The sequence below is a fragment of the Streptomyces sp. 71268 genome, assembly GCF_029392895.1.
In the GTDB taxonomy this organism is placed as follows: domain Bacteria; phylum Actinomycetota; class Actinomycetes; order Streptomycetales; family Streptomycetaceae; genus Streptomyces.
Map to the genome: position 1 here is coordinate 2,735,322 of NZ_CP114200.1, position 18,645 is coordinate 2,753,966.

Sequence of the window (18,645 nt, forward strand, 5' to 3'; positions counted from 1 at the left end):
ACCATGTCCAACCTTCCCCCGGATTCCACGCCCGCGCCCCCCATGGCCGCGAGCCCGCTCACCCGTGCCGTACTGGAGCTCGACGAGTACGCGGCCGGCCTCGGCTGGGACCAGCCGGCCCGGCTGTTCGCCCTGGTCGACACGGCCCGGCTGCGCGCCGACGAGCCGCAGCTCGCCGCGCAGCTCGGCCTCGAAGCCGACGGCCCGGCCGGCTCCCTGACCCCCATTGAGCAGGACGAGCTGCCGGCGGGCGCCGCGCTGGACGAGTTCCTCGCCACCATCGCCTGGCCCGACGCCGTGGCCGGCTGCGCCCTGGTCGTGGAGCGGCTGATGCTGCCGGCCACGGCCGAGACCAGCGTGCCGGAGGGCCTGGACGAGCGACAGTTGGCGGCCTGGGTCGCCAAGCAGCCCGGCCGCCAGGAGGTCCGCATGACGGTCGCGGTGCTGCGGGACGGCGCGCGCGAGTCGGCGCTGCGGCTGCGGGAGAAGGACTCCCCGACCGAGGTGTTGACCGGGGCCGACCTGGTGCCCGGGCTCGCGGAGGCGTTGGCCGCGACGTTCGAGGACTGACGGCCGCTCGCGCCCGGGCGCGGGCGATCGCGAGCCCCGTACGGCCGTCACCCGGCCGGACGGGGCTCGGGCTCCGCCCCGGCGACGGCCGATCGGGGGCGGTCGGGCGGGGCCGATGGAGCAGTGCGGCCAGCGGGTCGGCCAGCGGGGGCGGTGGGGCGCGGTCCGTGAGGCGGGGCGGGTCGGGCGCGGTCGCCGGTCAGCTCGTGGGGCAGCTCGGCAGTTGGTCCGTCTTCTTCTCGCGGATCATCCGCAGCGCGTCCATCGCGTCGTCCAGGTCGCCCACCTTGACCAGGGTGAGCCCGTCCGGGATGTCCCGGGAGGCGGTGGCGCAGTTGGCTTCCGGGGTCAGGAAGTAGGTGGCGCCCTTGTTCCGCGCGCCGACGGTCTTCATCGCGATGCCGCCGATGGGACCGACCTTGCCCGTCTCGTCGATGGTCCCGGTGCCCGCGACGAACTCCCCGCCGTTCAGGTCGCCGGGGGTCAGCTTGTCGATGATGCCGAGCGAGAACATCAGCCCGGCGCTGGGCCCGCCGACGTGCTCGACCTTGATGTCGATGTCGAAGGGGAACGTGTAGTCGACGGCCGCCTCGATGCCGATGATCGCCCGCTGCTCCTCCGGGGCCTTCATCGTGGTGAGGGTGACGTTCTTGGCGCCCTTGGGCTCCTTGCGCTGCTTCTCGGCCGCCGCGACCCGCTCCGCGGGGATCACCGTGAAGACCGTCTTCTCACCCGGCTTGTGCTGGCTGACGAGCTTGGCCACGTCGGACGGGTTGTGCACCGCCTTGCCGTCCACCGCCTTGATCGCGTCGCCGGCGTGCAGGTTGCCCTCGGCCGGGCCGCCCTTGACGACGCTGCCCACCACGATGTGCGAGCCGAGCTTGACGTCCAGCAGGTCGCGCTTCTTCAACTGGCGCAACGCGGCGACCTTGGCGGCCTCCTGGGACTGGCTGAACTCCTCGGCGTTCTCCTGGTTGACCTCGTCCGCGGACTTGTCGTCCGGGTAGAGCATCTCGCGCGGCACCACCAGCCGGTCGTGCGAGAGCCAGCCGTACATCGACTCGAAGAGGTTCATCTTGTACTCCGAGTTGGTGACCTGCACGGTGGTCATGTTCAGGTGACCGCTGGTGGGATAGGTCTTCTCGCCGTTGATCTGCAGCACCGTCTCGCCCTCGTGCTTCCCGAGCGTGTTGACCGTCAGGCCGGGGCTCATCTCCGCGTAGGGCACGGGTATCAGCACCCCCGCGCAGAGCAACGCGATGAGCGTCAGGAGCGAGGCGAGCAGCGTGGCGGTGCGGCGTGGCATGGAACGACAGTACGGGACGGGCCTGTGAGTTCACCTCCGGGGCCGCCCGCCCACGGGCCCGTACGGGGGCCGCTGGCGGCACGGGAGGCGGGCGGGTGTCGGCGGCTTCGCGGAGGCGTCACCGCGGCTTCACGGTGGTGCGGGCGCCCGGGCGGGCGCGGGGCCGGCCGCCCCACGCCCCGTGGCGGACCGGTGCGCGACCGTTCGATCGCGATCGCGAACGGTGGGCCAGCCGGGTGGTGCGGTCAGCTGGCGGTCAGACGGAGCTTGAACCGGAATGGGAGCGCTGCATCGCTTCACGGAACCGCTCGTACCCCGCGACCTCGGCGGCGTCCCCGGCCTTGCGGTCGCGGGCGGCCCAGGTGGTGTAGACGACGGCAGCGCCAGCGGCGATGAGCGGAATGATCAACCACACGAGGACACCCACAGCGGACTTCCAATCCCCTTACACACCCGCAACTGGCAGATGAGCAGATTAATCGTCTGCCAGGACAACGCTCACGGCAGGGGCCGGGTTACGCAACCGCACGAGCCTTCGTGCCTCGTCCGCGCCCCTGGAGCGCCTTCACCTCCCTAGACGCGCCCCGGGCCCGAAAGGATGCCTCAGACGCCGACCCATTCTTCCGTGCCGTCGCCGAACGTCTGGTGCTTCCAGATCGGCACCTCGGCCTTGAGGTCGTCGATCAGCCGGCGGCAGGCGGCGAACGCCTCCGCGCGGTGCGGGCAGGAGACGGCCACCACCACGGCCAGGTCGCCGACCGCGAGGTCACCCACGCGGTGCACGGCGGCCAGCGCGCGGACCGGGAAGTCGGCGACGACCTTCTCCGCCACCCGCCGCAGCTCCGCCGCGACGCTGGGGTGGGCCGAGTACCCGAGGCCGGTGACCTGGGCGTCGCCCGGCCCGTCGTGGTCGCGTACGGTGCCGACGAAGAGCGCCGTGCCGCCCGCCGCTGCGTCGCCGACCGCGGCGAACACCTCGTCCACCGAGAGCGGCGTCTCCCGGATGGCCAGCAGCCTGATGGGGTCGACCGCCGCGCGCTCCCCCGCCTGTGATGCGTCCGTGTGTGCCATGGCGCCCATCGTGCCCCACCCCGCGCCGGCCGCGACATCGACCCGGGCCCCTCACCCCGGCCGACCCGCGCGGGCCCGGCGCGCCGCCGCGGGCCGCCGCTAGAGGCGTCTGCGGGCCTTGCGCGCGCGGCGTACCAGCGCGGCGGTGCCCACCAGGGCGACCGTGGCACCGGCGGCGCCGAGCGTCGTCGCGTCCTTGCGGCCCAGCCGGCGGCCGGCCACCGTGCGGCGCCCCGCGACCTCCTCCAGGAGTTCGGCCAGCACCTCCTCGTTGGTCCACCGGGGCCGCCAGCCGGCGTCGTGCAGCCGGCTGCCGCTGACCACCCAGGGGTGCATGGTGTACGCGAGGTCGCCCGCCGGGGACGGGGTGAGGCCGAGCCGGTGCAGCCGGGACGCGGCGCCGAGGGCCACCGCCGACGGCAGCTCCATGCGTCGGATGCCGGACAGCTCCTCGACCTCCTCCTGCTCCAGCCAGCCGTCGCAACCGACGGCCAGCTCGCCCTCGGCCTTCTCGAGCACCGCGTACTCCAGGGCGCTGACCAGGTCGTCGACGTGGCAGAACTGCCAGGTGGGGCGCGATCCGGCGACCACGAGCAGCCGGGGCGACTCGAAGTAGCGGGTGAGGGCGGTGTCGGTGCCGCCGACCAGCAGCGCGGGGCGTACGACCGTGACATTGAGGCCAGGGTGAGCGCGGGGCGCGCGCCGGGCGAGCTGCTCGATCTCCAGCAGGTCACCGACGCCGGTGGCCTCGGCCGTGGCGCGCAGCTCGGCGTCCTCCGCAAGGGGTACGTCGTTGTCGGGCAGCGCCCCGTAGACCATGGCGGAGGTGCACAGCACGACGCGGCGCACCCCGGCCGCCGCGGCGGCGGTCAGCACGGTCTGGGTGCCGCGCACGTTGTACGCCGTCCTGGCCTCGGCGTCGGTCTCCAGGTCCAGGTCGGTGGCGAGGTGCACGACGACGTCGGCGCCGCGCAGTCTGTCGGCGATGATGGGATCGCGCACGTCCAGGACGTGCCAGCGCGCCTCGTCGACCTCGCCCCGGCGCTCGTCGATGGCCAGCACCCGCTTGACCTCGTCGGACTCGGCGAGCCTGCGGGTCAGCAGCGCGCCGACGCCCGACGCGGCGCCCGTGACGGCCACGACGGGCCGCCGCAGGGGCGCCGACGGCGGCTCCTGGCGGGCCGAATGCTCGGGGGGCGGATCGTTTCGCGCTGCGCGAACGGTCGGATCTGGGGAACTCACCGGGCGGCTCCAGCGGTTGTCTTCTGTACGTAAGAGAACTGACGCGTACGTACCAGGCGCTGTCCATCCTGCCGCAGGCATCCGGTCGGCGAAGCACCGAGCCCTGATAGCGGCTGGGTGTCTACGCTGGTGGTGTTGTCGGGCAGTCGCCGTCGGCCCCGAGCCGATGGCCCTACGAGCCGAGGAAACCCGTGAGTGACACCCCATTTGGATTTGGCCTTCCGCCGGAGGAGCCGGAGGACGGCGACGACGGCAAGAAGAAGGACAGCCAGGGCGGTGGCCCGGGACCCGCGAATCCGTTCGGCTTCGGCGGGGGCAGCGGCGCGGACAACCCGTTCGCCGCGATGTTCGGTTCGCTGAACCCGAACGACCTGGGCGCCGCCTTCCAGCAGCTCGGCCAGATGCTCTCGTACGAGGGCGGCCCGGTGAACTGGGACATGGCCAAGGACATCGCCCGGCAGACCGTGGCGCAGGGCGGCGCGGCCGGGCAGGGCGAGGGCCAGAGCAAGGACGTGAGCGTCGGCCCCAAGGAGCGGGCGGCGGTCGAGGAGGCCGTGCGCCTGGCGGACCTGTGGCTGGACGGCGTCACCTCGTTGCCGTCGGGCGCGGCGTCGGCGGTGGCCTGGAGCCGGGCCGAGTGGGTCGAGGCGACCCTGCCGGTCTGGAAGGACCTGGTGGACCCGGTCGCCGAGCAGGTCGGCTCGGCGATGGGCAACGTGCTGCCGGAGGAGATGCAGGCCATGGCCGGGCCGCTGCTCGGCATGATGCGCTCCATGGGCGGGGCGATGTTCGGCACCCAGATCGGCCAGGCCCTCGGCGTGCTCGCCGGCGAGGTCGTCGGCTCCACCGACGTCGGGCTGCCGCTCGGCCCCGCGGGCAAGGCGGCCCTGCTGCCGACCAACGTCGAGGCGTTCGGCGCGGGCCTTGGCGTACGGCAGGAGGAGGTGCGGCTCTACCTGGCGCTGCGCGAGGCGGCGCACCAGCGCCTCTTCGCCCACGTGCCGTGGCTGCGCTCGCACCTGTTCGGCGCGGTCGAGGGGTACGCGCGGGGCATCAAGGTGGACACCGCCAAGCTGGAGGACGCGGTCGGGCAGCTCGACCCGACCCACCCCGAGCAGCTTCAGGAGGCGCTCCAGCAGGGCATGTTCCAGCCCGAGGACACGCCGGAGCAGAAGGCGGCGCTGGCCCGGCTGGAGACCGCGTTGGCGCTGGTCGAGGGCTGGGTGGACGCGGTCGTGCACGCCGCCGCCGCGCCGCACCTGCCGTCCGCCGACGCGCTGCGCGAGACGCTGCGCCGCCGCCGCGCCAGCGGTGGGCCGGCCGAGCAAACCTTCGCCACGCTGATCGGCCTGGAGCTGCGGCCCCGGCGGCTGCGGGACGCGGCCCGGCTGTGGGCCTCGCTCACCGACGCCCGCGGCCTGGACGGCCGGGACGCGCTGTGGGAGCACCCGGACATGCTGCCCACCGCCGCCGACCTGGACGACCCGGACGGGTTCGTCCACCGCGAGCAGCTCGACTTCTCCGAGCTGGACAAGATGCTCGGCGAGGCGGCGAGCGGCCCGAACCTCAGCAAGGGCGACGCGGCCCCCGACGACCCGGCCACCGACCAGCGAGATGGCGAGCAGGGCGACGAGGGCGACGCCGGCGGCGAGCGCGGCCGGTGACGGCGCCGACGACGCTGCACGCGGCGGCCACCCGCGCGCTGCGCGAGTGGCCGGCGCCCGACGGGGAGCAGGAGCGGCTGCGGACGGCGTACGCGGAGCACCTGGCCGCGCACCCGGACGGGATGTGGAAGGCGTGCCGGGACGGGCACCTGACGGCCAGTGCCCTGGTCATCGACCCGGCCGGGGGGCGGGTGCTGCTCACGCTCCACCGCAAGCTGCGGATGTGGCTCCAGATGGGCGGCCACTGTGAGCCGCGGGACGCCACCCTCGCGGAGGCGGCCCTGCGCGAGGCGACCGAGGAGTCCGGCATCGCCGGGCTGACCCTGCTGCCGGGCGGCCCGGTGCGCCTGGACAAGCACCACACGCCGTGCGCCTGGCACCTGGACGTGCAGTACGCGGCGCTGGCGCCCGCCGACGCGCGGGCCACGGTGAGCGAGGAGTCTCTCGACGTGCGCTGGTTCGACTACGACCAGGTGGCCGCGGTGGCCGACGACTCGGTGGTACGTCTGGTGGAGCGCACCCGCGCACTGCTGTGAGCGACGGCGCGCGCCCCGGGGCACGACGGCCCGGGCCGGGGCGCGGCCGTACGCCGGTTGATGAGGTCGAGGCGCGCGGGGGGCCTGACCCGGCCGTCGCGCGCCCGCTGCCCGCGCTGACGCGCGACCGGCCGCGACACGACACCCGCCCGGCCCCCTGAGCAGCGGACGAGGCGAGCCGGCGGCGCGGCGCCGGGCCGGCTCGCCTCGGGGGGCGCCTGGGGTCAGCGGTTGTTCGACCAGACGTTGCCCTGGTTCTGGCCGCGCGCCCCCTGCTGACCCATGCCGAACTGGGCCGCGGCGCCCTGCCCCACCACCGCGTTCTGCGGCGGCAGCAACTCGCTGGGCTGGACGAGGGCGAACCCCTGGCCGAGGAAGCTGAGTTCCCAGCCCTCGCCGGTGTTGCCCCGGCGTCGCCACACACCCGACGAGTGGGTCTGCGCCTGCATCTGGACCCGCAGCGAGCTGGACCAGGCCACGATGGCGTCGGCGTCGGCGTTGACGTACTTGTCCGGCGTCACCTGGAGCACCAGCGGCTGTCCCGAGGTCATGAGCGCGACCTTGCCCTGGCCCGAGATGTTGAGGTTGTACTTGCCCGAGCCGGAGACGCCGAACTGGCTGTCCACCGCGATGGTCTCCCAGTGCAGCCCCGAGTCGAGCGCGAGGACGTACGCGCTGTCCACCGTGAGCCCCTCGTGGTCGACGTCCACCACGTGCACGTACTGCGCGAGGTTGGCGAAGTAGACGACTCCCTGTCCCGAGCAGCGCATCAGGTCGAGGCCCTCGCCGGTCTGGGCGCGCGAGCGGCGCTGGCCCGGCGTCTGGTACTCGCCGTCGAACTCGATGAGCCCCTGGTAGGCGACCATCGAACCCTTGCGGGCGAGGACGTCGTCGTGGCCGGTCAGGGAGACCCGCAGCAGTTGCGGGTTCTGCATCGCGTAGCGGTCCTGCGACTGGGACTCGGTGTGGCCGAAGAGCGGACTCTGCATGTCTTCTTCCCCCTCAGCCCCGCGCCCGGAGCCGGTCAGTGCTGTCCTCGCTGGGCTGGACCACGACGAAGCCCTGGCCGGAGAAGCCGAGCTGGTACGCCTCGCCACTGCCCCGGCCGATCATCGAGGACGCCTTGAAGCTGCGCTTCCCCTTCATCTTGAGGTTGGTCGACCAGGCGACCAGGGCGTCCGGGTCGACGTACGTCTCGTCCTCACCACGCCCGCAGTCCACCACGATCGGCGTACCGCGCGAGGTCAGGGCGACCCAACCGGTACCTGAGATGCCGACGTTGAACAGGCCCTGACCCGCGAACTTGGCCATGCCCTTGACGCGCTGCACACCCCACTGGAGATGCGCGTCGAAGGCGAGCAGGTTGGTGCCGTTGACCGAGAGCGAGTCGCCGGCCAGGTTGACGCAGACGACGTCGGCGCCGTAGTCGGCGAGGTAGAGGAGCCCGTCGCCGCTGCACTTCATCAGCGGCGCGCCCTCGCCGGTCAGCCACTGGGAGGCCATCTGGCGCACGGCGGGCGGGTTCGGCTCGTACTGGACGAAGCCCTCGTAGGCCACCATCGAGCCGGTGCGGGCGAACAGGTCCTGGCCGCTTTGCATGGCGACCTTGAGCATGCTGCTGCCGTGGTTCTCCATCCGCGCGGTGACGGGGGTCGGGGCGTAGCCCGAGAGCAGTTGCTGGTTCATGACGGGCTCCCTCAGACCTCGTAGGGCTGGACGACGATGAAGTTGCCGGGCGCGCCCCGGAACTGGAGGTTGACGGCCTCCCCGCTGTGGCCGGGGAAGGCGTTGCGGCGCAGCCGCACCTGGCTGGAGATGATCACCTGCGCGGCGGCCGACCAGGCGACGATGGCGTTGCTGTCGGCGAACGTGGTGGGCGTGACGGGAAGCACCACGGGCGTGCCCTGGGTCTTGACGATCACGGTCCCGGTGCCCTGGAACTGCATGGTGAACAGGGCGCCGCCGGGGATGCCGTGCCCTTCGATGCGGCGGACCTCGTGCTGGAGCGACTCGTCGAAGGCGAGCACGTTCTCGGCGGAGACGCAGATCGCGTCACCCTGGAGCTCGATGGGGTGCACCTCGGCCGCGTTCTCCGCGAAGAACACCTGGCCCTGCCCGGTGCAGCGCATGAGCTGCATCTCCTGGCCGGTCGCGTTGCCGACGACGCGGCCCCGGAACCCGGCGCCCTTGTAGCTGAAGTCGACCTTGCCCTGGTACAGCACCATCGTGCCCTGCTTGGCGAGCACGGGCTGCCCACCGATGCCGAGGTCGACCCGGACCAGGCGGGGGTTCTGCGGCGTCCAGCGCTGACCGGTCGGCGCCTCGCGGTACTTGGCGAGCGCGGCCTGCACGCCGGCGCCCGCCGGACCACCGGGCGCGCCGCCCTGTCCCGGGTAACCCTGCGGCTGGCCCGGCTGTGGCTGCTGCCCCGGGTAGCCCTGCGGCTGACCCGGCTGCGGCTGCCCGTACGGAGCGGGCGCGGGCTGCCCCGGGTAGCCCTGGACGCCGGGCTGACCGGGTCCCGCCTGGCCGGGGAAGGGCGCCGGCTGGCCCTGCGGCTGACCGTACGGGGCCTGCGGCGGCGCGGGCTGGCCCGGCGCGAACTGCCCGGGCGCGCCCTGACCAGCGCCCGGCGTGCCGTACGGCGCCGGCTGGCCGGGGTAGCCCGGCGGCGGGGCGGGCTGGGCCGGGGGCGGCACGGGGCCGCCGGGGGGAGTGAGGGGCGCGACCACGGTCGGGGCCGAGTGCATCGGCGCCTGCGGCTGCGCGGGGGCCGACGGCTGCGGGGCGGGGGCCTGCGGCTGGGGCGCCGGGGGTTGGGGCGCGGGGGCCTGCGACGGGCTGGCGGCGGGTGCGCCGAAGCTGGGCGCGGGGGCGGGCAGGGGTGCGGGTGCGGCGGAGGCTGCCTGGCCGCCGGGGGGCGCGAAGCCGGGGGCGGCGCCCTGCGCCGGCGCGGGCGCCGGGGCGGGCTCCTCCTCCGCGACCTCGCCGCCGAAGTTCTTGAGCAGCGCTTCGAGCCCGCCGTCGAAGCCCTGGCCGACGGCGGCGAACCGCCAGACGTCCTTGAGGTAGAAGTCGCCGAGCATCACCGCCCGCTCGGTGCTGAACTCCGCGCCGGTGAACGCGTACCGCGCGACCTCCTCGCCACCGGCGACGATGCGGATGTACCCGGGCCCGACCTGCGACATCTGCCCGGCACCGTCGATGGTCGCGGTGAACGACAGCTTCTGGATGTGCGACGGGATGCTGTCGAGCGTCACCCGGAAGGACTCGGTGTCCCCGGCCTGCGCGCCGAGCTGCTGGATCGCCTCCTCGGGCGACTTGGGCTGGTTGAAGAAGATGAAGTAACGGTCGTCGGAGAGTCGCTCATCGCCGTCGAGGCCGAAGCAACTGATGTCGAAGGACAGCCCGGGTCCGGCGATCTGCACGCCGACGTACAGGTCCCTCCCCGCCGTCAGATCGCTGATCTTGGCCTTGTGGCCGCGCTGGAATTCCCTGGCCATACGTAACGACCGTCCCCCATCCCGAAACCGTGAGTGCGTTGCGCGTCAGGCTAACCGCTGACGACACGGACGGGGGATACCGGGGCGACCGGGCCCGCTGGGGCGCGACCTCCCTGCCGCGCGCCCCACGGCCACGGGGACATCCCCCAAAAACAGGGAGGAAGCCCCCGGGAACGGAGCGGCGACGCCCGTGTCCGGCGACAGTGACCCGAGAGACGAATCCCTCCGCCCTCGCGGTTCCCACCCGGCCGGTACCCGGGCGTTCCGAAGGGTGCGGCGTCACGGCCCGGCGGGACGCGCATCGGCCCCGGGCGGGCGAGCGACGGCCTTCGACCGGGACCTCACCGGGACGCCTCGGGGTGGAAGGAGGGAGCGCGCGATGGACGACGGGGGCGCGCTACTCGCTGCGCGCTTCGGGCAGGTGCGGCAGCCGCCCCGCCGCGACGACGCCCTCCAGGTAGCCCCGCGCCCGTTCCGTACGGGGATAGGCGTCGAGGAGTCGCCAGAACGAGGGCCCGTGGCCGGGCACCAGGAGGTGGGCCAGCTCGTGCAACAGCACGTAGTCGAGCACGTACTCCGGCATGCCCTGCAACCGGTGCGAGAGTCGGATGCTGCCTTCGGCCGGGGTGCAGGACCCCCAGCGGGTGTTCTGGTTGGTGACCCAGCGCACCGTGTTCGGCGTGGCCCGCCCCGCCAGGTACTGCTCGGACAGGAGTTCCGCGCGGGCCGCCAGGTCGGCGTCGCCCAGCATCCGTTTGCTCTCCTGCGCGGCGAGCTTGTCGAGCATCACGCCCACCCAGCGCTGCTCCTCCGCCTCCGACATGCGGGCCGGCAGCAACACGATGGTGCGATCGCCCTCGCGGTAGGCGGAGACCGTCCGGCGCCGCCGGCTGCTCCGCCTGATCTCGACGGCGCTCGCCTGCGGGTCGCGCCGCTGGGGGCCAGGAGGGAGGCGGTTGGCTCTGGGAACGCTCTGCAACGGGGTTTCCCCGGCGGCACTCCCCCAGCTCGCGCTGGAGGAACCCTCACCCGGGCGGGCTCTCGACGAAAAGCGAGGGGATGGGTCGGCGGGCACGCCTCGACGTTACCCGCTAGCGGTACGCGAAGTCCCGCCCCGCACGCGGATGGCGATCGAACCACCCACCCGTCCGAGCAGCTTGTACGACTATCGCGGACCCCTGTGGATAACTTCCGACGGCGACCGCACGGACTGTCCATGCTGGGTCCACGGAGATCACCACGGCGATCACACGACAAGACGCCCGGACACCCGTCCTGCCCGCCCGAAGGCCGAGAAAGAGGGGAACCACCATGCGCTCCACGCACCCGACTCTGCCCCGCACCACCGCCTCGCGACCCGCGGCGACTCCGGGACGGCCGCCCCGGAGAAGGGTCGGGCCGAAAGCGGCCCCGCCCCCGACCCCGCCGTCGGGTTCGCGAGCGGGCCGGCCGGCGGCGGGGGACGCCGGCTGGTCGCCCTCCGACATGGCGCCGCCCACCAGCGAGACGGTGGAGCTGCCCTCGCATCCGCGGCTCAAGCCTGCGCTGCGCCGGGCGTGGCGCACCCGGGACACGGTGCAGCTCGGCATCGCCCGGGCCCATGCCGTGGTGGTCGGCCCGCTGGACACGGCGACCGCCAGCTTCATCGGCCTGCTCGACGGCACTCGGGGGCTGCCCCTGCTGCGCCAGGAGGCGCGGGCGATGGGCCTGCCGGAGGGACGGGCCGACGCCGTCGTGGCCCGCCTCGTCGCGGCCGGGGTGATCGACGACCCGTGGGCGAGCGAGGGCCCGGCCGCACTCGTCCGGGACGACCCGGGGGCGATGGAGCGCCTGCGGGCCGATCTCGCGGCCCTGTCGGTGCGCCACCCGGAGCCGGATGCCGGGCTGCGGCTGCTGGGGGCCAGGCGGGCCGCGCGCGTGCGGGTCCAAGGCGCCGGCCGCGTCGGGGCGGCGGTGGCGGCCCTGCTGTCGGCGTCCGGTGTCGGCCAGGTGGACGTGCAGGACGGCGGTTGCGTCGAGCCGTGGGACGTGCTGCCGGCGGGCACCGCACCGGACCAGGTCGGGGAGCGCCGGGACGCGGCGGCCCGCCGCCTGGTGCGGAGCGCGGCCCCCGCACGCCGCTCGCCGCGTGCCCCGACCGAGCCCCGTGGCCTGAGCCTGGTGGTGCTCGCCCCGCGCGACGGCCTGGGGGTGTACGCCCCGGAGCCGGACACCGCCGAGCCGCTGATCACCACGGGGACCCCGCATCTGTACGCCGGGGTGCTGGAGGGCACCGGGGTGGTCGGCCCCCTCGTGGTGCCGGGGGCGACCTGCTGCGCGGCGTGCATGGCCATCCGGCGCGCGGAGCGGGAGCCCGGCTGGCCCCGGCTGTTGGCCCAGTGGCAGTCGGGCCGTCGGGCGCCCGCCCCGGCCTGCGACGCGGCGCTGGCGACGACGGTGGCCGGGCTGGCCGCGGCGCAGGCCCTGGCCTTCCTCGACGGTGGGGCGCCGCCCAGCGTGGGGGCCCGGTTGGAGCTCACACTGCCGGGACTAGCCTGGGACCTGCGGCCCATCGCGCCGCACCCGGACTGCGCATGCGCCACGATGACCGCTTCGGTTGCGGGATATTCATCGAACAGTGAAGGGTCGCAGGCGACAATGTCCGGGTAGACCGGCGTCCGCTGGGTGGACGACGGGGGCCTGGGGTCCGCCCCGGGGGAACTCAGTTGGAGTTGGAGGGGCGCATGTCTGATCTACCCCGCAAGGCGGTCACCCGCACCGCCAAGCTGGCCGCACTGCCACTGGGTTTCGCGGGCCGGGCCACCTGGGGCCTTGGCAAGCGCATCGGTGGCCGGCCGGCGGAGATCGTCGCACGAGAGTTGCAACAGCGCACGGCCGAGCAGTTGTTCAAGGTGCTCGGCGAGCTCAAGGGCGGCGCCATGAAGCTCGGACAGGCGATGTCGGTCTTCGAGTCCGCGCTCCCCGAGGAGATCGCCAAGCCGTACCGGGCCGCGCTGACCAAGCTCCAGGAAGCCGCGCCCCCGATGCCCACCCGCTCGGTGCACGCGGCGCTGGCGAGCCGGCTCGGGGACGACTGGCGCGACCTGTTCCTGGAGTTCGACGACAAGCCGGCCGCGGCCGCCTCCATCGGCCAGGTGCACCGGGCCATCTGGCACGACGGGCGCTCTGTCGCGGTCAAGGTGCAGTACCCGGGCGCGGGCGAGGCGCTGCTCTCCGACCTCACCCAACTCGGCCGCCTCTCCCGGCTGCTCGGGCCCCTGGTGCCGGGCATCGAGGTCAAGCCGCTGATCGCCGAGTTGCGCGACCGGGTGTCCGAGGAGCTGGACTACGAGCTGGAGGCCGAGGCCCAGCGCACCTACGCGGAGGAGTTCGAGGGCGACCCGGACTTCACCGTCCCCGGTGTGGTCCACCAGTCCGACCAGGTACTGATCACCGAGTGGATGGAGGGAATACCGCTCTCCGAGGTGATCGCGAACGGTACGCGGGAGCAGCGCGACCGGGCGGGGCAACTGTTGACCCTGTTCCTGTTCTCGGGCGTCGCGCGCACCGGGCTGCTCCACGCCGACCCGCACCCGGGCAACTTCCGCCTGGTCGTGGGTGACGCGGAGGACGGGCCGCCGGAGCTGTGGAAGCTGGGCGTCATGGACTTCGGCACGGTGGACCGGCTGCCCGACGGCCTGCCGCCGCACATCGGCGTCACGCTGCGGATGCTGCTCGACGGCGAGGGCGACGAGGTGCAGGAGTTGCTGCGCGAGCAGGGGTTCATCAAGCCGGACCTCCAGCTCGACTCTGAGGCGCTCATGGACTACCTGCTCCCGATCATCGAGCCGGCCCAGCAGGAGGAGTTCACGTTCACCCGGGAGTGGATACGGGGCCAGGCGACCACCCTGGCCGACCGCCGCTCGCCCGCCTACGACCTGGGCCGACAGCTCAACCTGCCGCCCTCCTACCTGCTGATCCACCGGGTGAGCATGAGCACCATCGGAGTGCTGTCCCAACTCGGCGCCACGGTGCGGATGCGGGACGAGATCGAGGCGTGGGTGCCCGGGTTCGCGGTCGCGGACGAGGCAGCCGAGGACGAGTCGGCGGTCCCGGCACCGGAGGACGCCCCGGCAGCGCTGGAGCACGACATCGCGGAGGAGACCTCGGCCTGACCGACCCAGGTTCAGGCCCGGGCCCCCGCCCCGGGCCGGCCGACCACCTGACCGCCTCGGCCAGACCCGCCTCGCCCAGGCGCTGCCCCAGCCCGGGCGCTGCCTCAGCCGCGCGCCGCCTCACCGACCACGGCGCGGAAGTCCCCGACCTCGACCCCTGCCCCGGCCCTGGGCGGGACCGGTAGCGCGACCCGCGTCGAGACCCCAACGCCCCCGCCACCGCCGGCCCTTCGCCTTCGCCTTCGCCTTCGCACATAGCGAGCCGGACGACTCCGGCCAGACGACTCCGTCCTCGCCAGCCGTCCTCCGTCCGGATCCCGCGACCCCGCCGAAGCACCGGTGCGCGCTTCAACAACTCCCAGCCCACGCCACCCCACGGCACCACCTGCCACCCTGCGAGGCCTCGGTGAGCTTGGGGAACGATCCGGGCTACCACCAAGCCGAGTCGAGTCGTCCCTCGATGGCTCTGATGTTCTCGCGAGCACACGCTTCGCAGAAGTAATGACGGACGCCGTTCTCGACGGAGCAACTCCATGTCGGGGGCGTTCCGGAAGCCACGGCGCCGCAGTGGGCGCAGCGGACGGATTCGCCGTCGGGCGGCATCGGTTCACGTGACGTCTGGTCCACTCGCTGACGATAACTCCGCCCGTGGCGAGCGGCGGGACCAACGCGCCCCCTGATGAGCCGAGTGAAAACGCGCTGGGGGCGGGTCCTCTCGGACCCGCCCCCAGAATTCGGCACTATTCGTTGTTGTTGCGGGTTGGCGATCGCTCGTCCTCGGTCGTGGTGCGACATCGGAGGGACCTTCCTCCGGCCAAGGCCACGGTCGATCGCCGCGGACTACCGACCGTTCACCGGCCGACAGCCCTTCAGTTCATGACCGCCATGGCCAGGGCACGGCGGGCGCGCAACGACGCGCGCTCGGCCCGACGCTGCATGCGGCGGGCGGTGGCAAGGCGCACGGCCCTGCGTTCGGACTCAGCCTCGTGCAGGCGCTCGTGCATATGGGCACGAGCCAAGGCTTCTGGGATGAGTTGCATTTCGCGGGTCCTGTTCTGTCGCGCCTCGGGCGCGTCGGTGGTGTTGCGTGGGGGGTGAACCAGGGTCGGTTCGTCGGTGGTTGGCATCGTCGGGTCCTGCTTCTTGGGGTCGTGCGTCGCGGGGCGGTCGATGGTTCCGGGGGTGCTCATGCCACGACCGGGTTCTTGCGCGGGCGGCCACGGGGCCGCTTCCGAGCTACGACAACGCCTTGCACGAAGAGCTCACCGCCCCAGACGCCCCACGGCTCGCGCCGGTCCTTCGCCCCGGCGAGGCACGCCTCACGCAGCGGGCAGGTCTGGCACAGCGACTTGGCGTACTCGACGTCGGCGGGCGACTCGGCGAAGAAGACCTCCGGGTCGTACGAACGACAGGGCACGGCTTCGCCAAGGCTTTCGATGGCGTCATCCAACTCGGTCAGAGCGGTGAGCGGGGCCGGGGTCAAGGAGTCCTCCGAGGGGTCTGGCGGGGGGATCAGGTCGGTCGCGACGGACGGGGTGTGCGCCTTGAGTTGCACGGTGGTGACTTCCTCGTCTGTGTTGGCCCGGCTGGTGGCCGGGCTCTGCGTCTCCCCCCTGGGCGGCCAGGAGGGCAAATCAAAAGGGCCGCGAAACCCGGTGTGGGTTTCGCGGCCCTGGAAGGTGCCGACCTGATCGCCGATCAGGTTGGATCACTCCAGGGTTCAAGCCCGCGAGAGGCCCACATCTGGTGGTGCTTCGTCTGGTTTTCGGCACCATTAGCCGCTGCCATGGCGTAGGTCTCGGCCTGTGCCACTGCTGCCACTGCGGGTGCCTGGATCGGTCGCTCGATACCGAGCTCCCGAACTGGGAGGGTCGCCAGGGATTCCGTGCGCACGGCGGAGGTGCCAAAGCTGGCCAGGCCGAGGCTGGGCACGCCGACGGACACACCGGTGCCCTGCAGGGAGAAGCCGAGCGGGCAGGCGGCGACGACCGAGCGATCGGTCAGTTTGGTGGTGGCAATCAAGGTGATCATTTGGTCTTCGCCTCCTCTCGGCGTCTCGGGGCTCGTCCGTCAGGACCAGCCCAGGAAGGTCAGTACAACACGAATCCATCGGATCTCGGAAGGCCCGCTGTCTCCGTGTTCGGAAGGCTATGGGTACGCCCTCCGCACGCGCAAACTATTTTTTCGACGAGTTTTTCCCGGGCTCGTCCCGGCCCGCGAGATCCTCTCCGGCGCAGAGTGCGAGCACGTCAGAGCCGTACTTACGGAGCTTACACGCCACGACCCCGGGGATGGCGGAGAGCTGGGCCTCGGAGTCGGGGGCCGCCTCGGCGATGGCGAGCAGGGTCTTGTCGGTGAAGACGCAGAACGCGGGCTGACCCAGTTGGGCCGCCTGCTCCGCCCGCCACTCGACGAGTCGGTCGTAGAGCCCCTCGTCAAGCTCGGAGGGGCAGTCCTCGCACCGCATCAGCTTCATCTCGCCCGGGTCCGTCAGTGACCGACCGCACACCCGGCAGCGCACCGGCCCCCGGGGCCGGCGGCGGGGGCCGGTGCCCCGCTCCACGCCGCCGGTGGCCGTGGCGCCCAGGGCCGCCGAGCGGCGCGGGGCGGCGCTGCCTGAGCCGGGGCGCAGGCCGTCCAGGAAGCGGCTGGGTCGGCGGGAGGGGCGGCCCCCGGGCGAGCGGGACAGCGCCCACGAGAGCGTGAGGTGGCGGCGGGCCCGGGTGACGCCCACGTACAGCAGGCGGCGCTCCTCCTCGACCTGCTCGTCGCTCCGGGCGTGGTTGATCGGCAGCATGCCCTCGGTGAGCCCAACCAGGAACACCGCGTCCCACTCCAGGCCCTTGGCCGCGTGCAGTGAGGCCAACGTCACGCCCTCGACGGTGGGGGCGTGCTGGGCGGCGGCCCGCTCGTCCAGCTCGACCACGAAGTCGCGCAGGGTCGCCTGGGGCCGGGCCCGGACGAACTCCTCCGCGAGCCGCACCAGGGCCGCCAGCGACTCCCAGCGGTCCCGGACCGCGCCCGAGCCCGCCGGGGGCTGTGGCGCCCAGCCCCGGGTGCTCAGCACGGCGCGCACCTGGGAGGCCGTGTCGGCGTCCTCCATGCCCGGCGCGGCGCCTCCCGCGCGGGCCGCGCCCCGCAGCAGCAGCCCGGCCTCGCGCACCTCGGCCCGCTCGAAGAACCGCTCGGCGCCGCGCAACTGGTAGGCGATGCCCTGGTCGGCGAGCGCCTGCTCGTAGACCTCGGACTGGGCGTTTATGCGGTAGAGGACGGCGATCTCGCTGGCGGGGACGCCCGTGTCGAGGAGTTCGCGGATGCGGCGGGCGGCGCCCTCGGCCTCGGCGGGCTCGTCCGCGTACTCCGCGTAGCCCGGCTCGGGGCCCGGGTCGCGCTGGGAGATCAGCTCCAGGCGGTGCTCCGCGGCGCGGCCGCGCGCGCTGGCGAGCAGGCCGTTGGCCAGGTGGACGACCTGGGGCGTGGAGCGGTAGTCGCGGACCAGCTTGACGACGGTGGCCGACGGGTGGCGCGTGCGGAAGTGGAGCAGGTGGTCGGGGGTGGCGCCGGTGAAGGAGTAGATCGTCTGGCTGGCGTCACCCACGACGCACAGGCTGTCCCGGTCGCCGAGCCACAGGTCGAGCAGGCGCTGCTGGAGCGGGCTGACGTCCTGGTACTCGTCCACCACGAAGTGCTGGTACTGGCCGCGCACCTGGTCGGCGATGTCGGGCCGGTCCTGGAGGACGCCGACGGTGAGCAGCAGCACGTCCTCGAAGTCGATCACTCCGCGGTCCCGCTTGAGCTGCTCGTACATCGCGTAGATCCGGCTGGTCTCGGCCGGGTCGCGGGGGGCCTCGCGCGGGGACTTGGCGATGGCGGCCGGGTACTCCTCGGGGACGGTCTGGGTGACCTTGGACCACTCGATCTCGCTGGTGACGTCCCGCAGCTCGTTGCGGTCGAGGCGGATGGAGCAGCGCGCGCCGGCCTCGGCCACGAGCTGGGCCTTGCGCTCGACCAGCCGGGGCATCTCGCCGCCGATCGCCTTCGGCCAGAAGTAGTGGAGCTGGCGCAGCGCCGCCGAGTGGAACGTGCGCGCCTGCACGCCGCCCGCGCCGAGCTGGCGCAGCCGGCCGCGCATCTCGCCCGCCGCGCGGTTGGTGAAGGTCACGGCGAGGACGCTGGCGGGCTGGAGGATGCCCGCACGCACCCCGTACGCGATCCGGTGGGTGATGGCGCGGGTCTTGCCCGTGCCCGCGCCCGCGAGGACGCACACCGGGCCGTGCAGGGCCATGGCGACCTCGCGCTGCTCGGCGTCGAGGCCGTCGAGCACCGCGTCGGCGGAGTCCGGGGCGCTCGGGAAGAGCGCGGTGGGGTGTCCGCCGCCGGAAGCGAGGGGTGCGTTGCTTGCTGTCACCCCGCCATGCTGCCAGGTGCGGGGACGGGGGCGTCCCGGTTGTCCACAGCCCAAGGGTTGCGGTCGGATGAACCGATGATGGCGACGCGGGTGGCCGGTCTGCCCGTGGCGGCGGAGCCTCGGCGGGGAGAGCCCGGGAGGTGGGTCGGGCGGGCGGGAATGGCGGAGGGTGAGTGCGCGTTGTACGACCG

The 18,645-nt window shown here is 73.3% G+C and carries 17 protein-coding genes; 5 read left to right on the plus strand and 12 right to left on the minus strand.

The genetic code is table 11. The features are described 5' to 3' along the window. The first annotated feature begins 3 nt into the window (after positions 1–3). Positions 4–570 (plus strand): PPA1309 family protein, encoded by a 567-nt coding sequence (locus tag OYE22_RS09985; RefSeq protein ID WP_277320071.1) that lies wholly within the window; start codon positions 4–6, stop codon positions 568–570. Positions 571–769: 199 nt separating this feature from the next. On the opposite strand, the gene OYE22_RS09990 is transcribed toward OYE22_RS09985, so the two are convergent. From OYE22_RS09990 to OYE22_RS10005, 4 genes are all read right to left on the minus strand, one after another. Then, the gene (locus OYE22_RS09990) at positions 770–1,876 is read right to left on the minus strand and encodes a PDZ domain-containing protein (protein ID WP_277320072.1); all 1,107 of its coding nucleotides are present in this window, start codon (positions 1,874–1,876) and stop codon (positions 770–772) included. 256 nt (positions 1,877–2,132) lie between these two features. Then, positions 2,133–2,303: a hypothetical protein gene (locus tag OYE22_RS09995; RefSeq protein WP_277320073.1), complete on the minus strand. Its 171-nt coding sequence runs from the start codon at positions 2,301–2,303 to the stop codon at positions 2,133–2,135. A gap of 176 nt (positions 2,304–2,479) precedes the next feature. Next, the gene (locus OYE22_RS10000; RefSeq protein ID WP_277320074.1) at positions 2,480–2,947 is read right to left on the minus strand and encodes a molybdenum cofactor biosynthesis protein MoaE; all 468 of its coding nucleotides are present in this window, start codon (positions 2,945–2,947) and stop codon (positions 2,480–2,482) included. A gap of 99 nt (positions 2,948–3,046) precedes the next feature. Continuing rightward, positions 3,047–4,189, minus strand: a complete 1,143-nt coding sequence (locus OYE22_RS10005; RefSeq protein ID WP_348652197.1) for an SDR family oxidoreductase — start codon at positions 4,187–4,189, stop codon at positions 3,047–3,049. A 191-nt stretch (positions 4,190–4,380) separates the two neighbouring features. On the opposite strand from OYE22_RS10005, the gene OYE22_RS10010 reads away from it, so the two are divergent. Further along, positions 4,381–5,853, plus strand: a complete 1,473-nt coding sequence (locus OYE22_RS10010; RefSeq protein WP_277320076.1) for a zinc-dependent metalloprotease — start codon at positions 4,381–4,383, stop codon at positions 5,851–5,853. Continuing rightward, positions 5,850–6,389 (plus strand): NUDIX hydrolase, encoded by a 540-nt coding sequence (locus OYE22_RS10015; RefSeq protein ID WP_277320077.1) that lies wholly within the window; start codon positions 5,850–5,852, stop codon positions 6,387–6,389. Before OYE22_RS10010 ends, OYE22_RS10015 begins: the two co-directional genes overlap by 4 nt. A gap of 224 nt (positions 6,390–6,613) precedes the next feature. Here the strand turns inward: OYE22_RS10015 and OYE22_RS10020 are convergent, their stop codons facing one another. The 4 genes from OYE22_RS10020 to OYE22_RS10035 form a co-directional block, all read right to left on the minus strand. Further along, on the minus strand, positions 6,614–7,378 hold the full coding sequence (locus OYE22_RS10020) for an AIM24 family protein (protein ID WP_277320078.1): 765 nt from the start codon (positions 7,376–7,378) through the stop codon (positions 6,614–6,616). 13 nt (positions 7,379–7,391) lie between these two features. Next, on the minus strand, positions 7,392–8,075 hold the full coding sequence (locus tag OYE22_RS10025) for an AIM24 family protein (RefSeq protein ID WP_277320079.1): 684 nt from the start codon (positions 8,073–8,075) through the stop codon (positions 7,392–7,394). Between the two features lie 11 nt (positions 8,076–8,086). Next, positions 8,087–9,892: a TerD family protein gene (locus OYE22_RS10030; RefSeq protein WP_277320080.1), complete on the minus strand. Its 1,806-nt coding sequence runs from the start codon at positions 9,890–9,892 to the stop codon at positions 8,087–8,089. 397 nt (positions 9,893–10,289) lie between these two features. Then, the gene (locus OYE22_RS10035; RefSeq protein ID WP_277320081.1) at positions 10,290–10,871 is read right to left on the minus strand and encodes a M48 family metallopeptidase; all 582 of its coding nucleotides are present in this window, start codon (positions 10,869–10,871) and stop codon (positions 10,290–10,292) included. A gap of 506 nt (positions 10,872–11,377) precedes the next feature. Here OYE22_RS10035 and OYE22_RS10040 point away from each other — a divergent pair. Beyond that, a complete protein-coding gene (locus OYE22_RS10040; RefSeq protein WP_277320082.1) occupies positions 11,378–12,541 on the plus strand; it encodes a TOMM precursor leader peptide-binding protein in 1,164 nt (387 codons plus the stop codon). A gap of 74 nt (positions 12,542–12,615) precedes the next feature. Beyond that, complete coding sequence (locus OYE22_RS10045) at positions 12,616–14,046, plus strand: AarF/ABC1/UbiB kinase family protein (protein ID WP_277320083.1); 1,431 nt, start codon at positions 12,616–12,618, stop codon at positions 14,044–14,046. Positions 14,047–14,915: 869 nt separating this feature from the next. Here OYE22_RS10045 and OYE22_RS10050 read toward each other — a convergent pair. From OYE22_RS10050 to OYE22_RS10065, 4 genes are all read right to left on the minus strand, one after another. After that, entirely contained in the window at positions 14,916–15,236 is a 321-nt protein-coding gene (locus OYE22_RS10050) for a hypothetical protein (RefSeq protein ID WP_277320084.1), read from the minus strand. Beyond that, complete coding sequence (locus OYE22_RS10055) at positions 15,233–15,601, minus strand: WhiB family transcriptional regulator (RefSeq protein ID WP_176163965.1); 369 nt, start codon at positions 15,599–15,601, stop codon at positions 15,233–15,235. The genes OYE22_RS10050 and OYE22_RS10055 overlap by 4 nt, the downstream gene beginning before the upstream one ends. 143 nt (positions 15,602–15,744) lie before the next feature. Beyond that, entirely contained in the window at positions 15,745–16,077 is a 333-nt protein-coding gene (locus tag OYE22_RS10060) for a hypothetical protein (RefSeq protein WP_277320085.1), read from the minus strand. Between the two features lie 145 nt (positions 16,078–16,222). Further along, positions 16,223–18,523 (minus strand): ATP-dependent DNA helicase UvrD2, encoded by a 2,301-nt coding sequence (locus OYE22_RS10065; protein WP_277324073.1) that lies wholly within the window; start codon positions 18,521–18,523, stop codon positions 16,223–16,225. Positions 18,524–18,645: the final 122 nt, after the last annotated feature.

Bases quoted from the DNA above. Each gene is read 5' to 3' on its own strand.
- OYE22_RS10020 (WP_277320078.1), bottom strand. From the start codon at position 7,378: ATGCAGAGTCCGCTCTTCGGCCACACCGAGTCCCAGTCGCAGGACCGC.
- OYE22_RS10040 (WP_277320082.1), top strand. From the start codon at position 11,378: ATGGCGCCGCCCACCAGCGAGACGGTGGAGCTGCCCTCGCATCCGCGG.
- OYE22_RS10025 (WP_277320079.1), bottom strand. From the start codon at position 8,075: ATGAACCAGCAACTGCTCTCGGGCTACGCCCCGACCCCCGTCACCGCG.
- OYE22_RS09990 (WP_277320072.1), bottom strand. From the start codon at position 1,876: ATGCCACGCCGCACCGCCACGCTGCTCGCCTCGCTCCTGACGCTCATC.
- OYE22_RS10045 (WP_277320083.1), top strand. From the start codon at position 12,616: ATGTCTGATCTACCCCGCAAGGCGGTCACCCGCACCGCCAAGCTGGCC.
- OYE22_RS09985 (WP_277320071.1), top strand. From the start codon at position 4: ATGTCCAACCTTCCCCCGGATTCCACGCCCGCGCCCCCCATGGCCGCG.
- OYE22_RS10000 (WP_277320074.1), bottom strand. From the start codon at position 2,947: ATGGCACACACGGACGCATCACAGGCGGGGGAGCGCGCGGCGGTCGAC.
- OYE22_RS10050 (WP_277320084.1), bottom strand. From the start codon at position 15,236: ATGAGCACCCCCGGAACCATCGACCGCCCCGCGACGCACGACCCCAAG.
- OYE22_RS10060 (WP_277320085.1), bottom strand. From the start codon at position 16,077: ATGATCACCTTGATTGCCACCACCAAACTGACCGATCGCTCGGTCGTC.
- OYE22_RS10030 (WP_277320080.1), bottom strand. From the start codon at position 9,892: ATGGCCAGGGAATTCCAGCGCGGCCACAAGGCCAAGATCAGCGATCTG.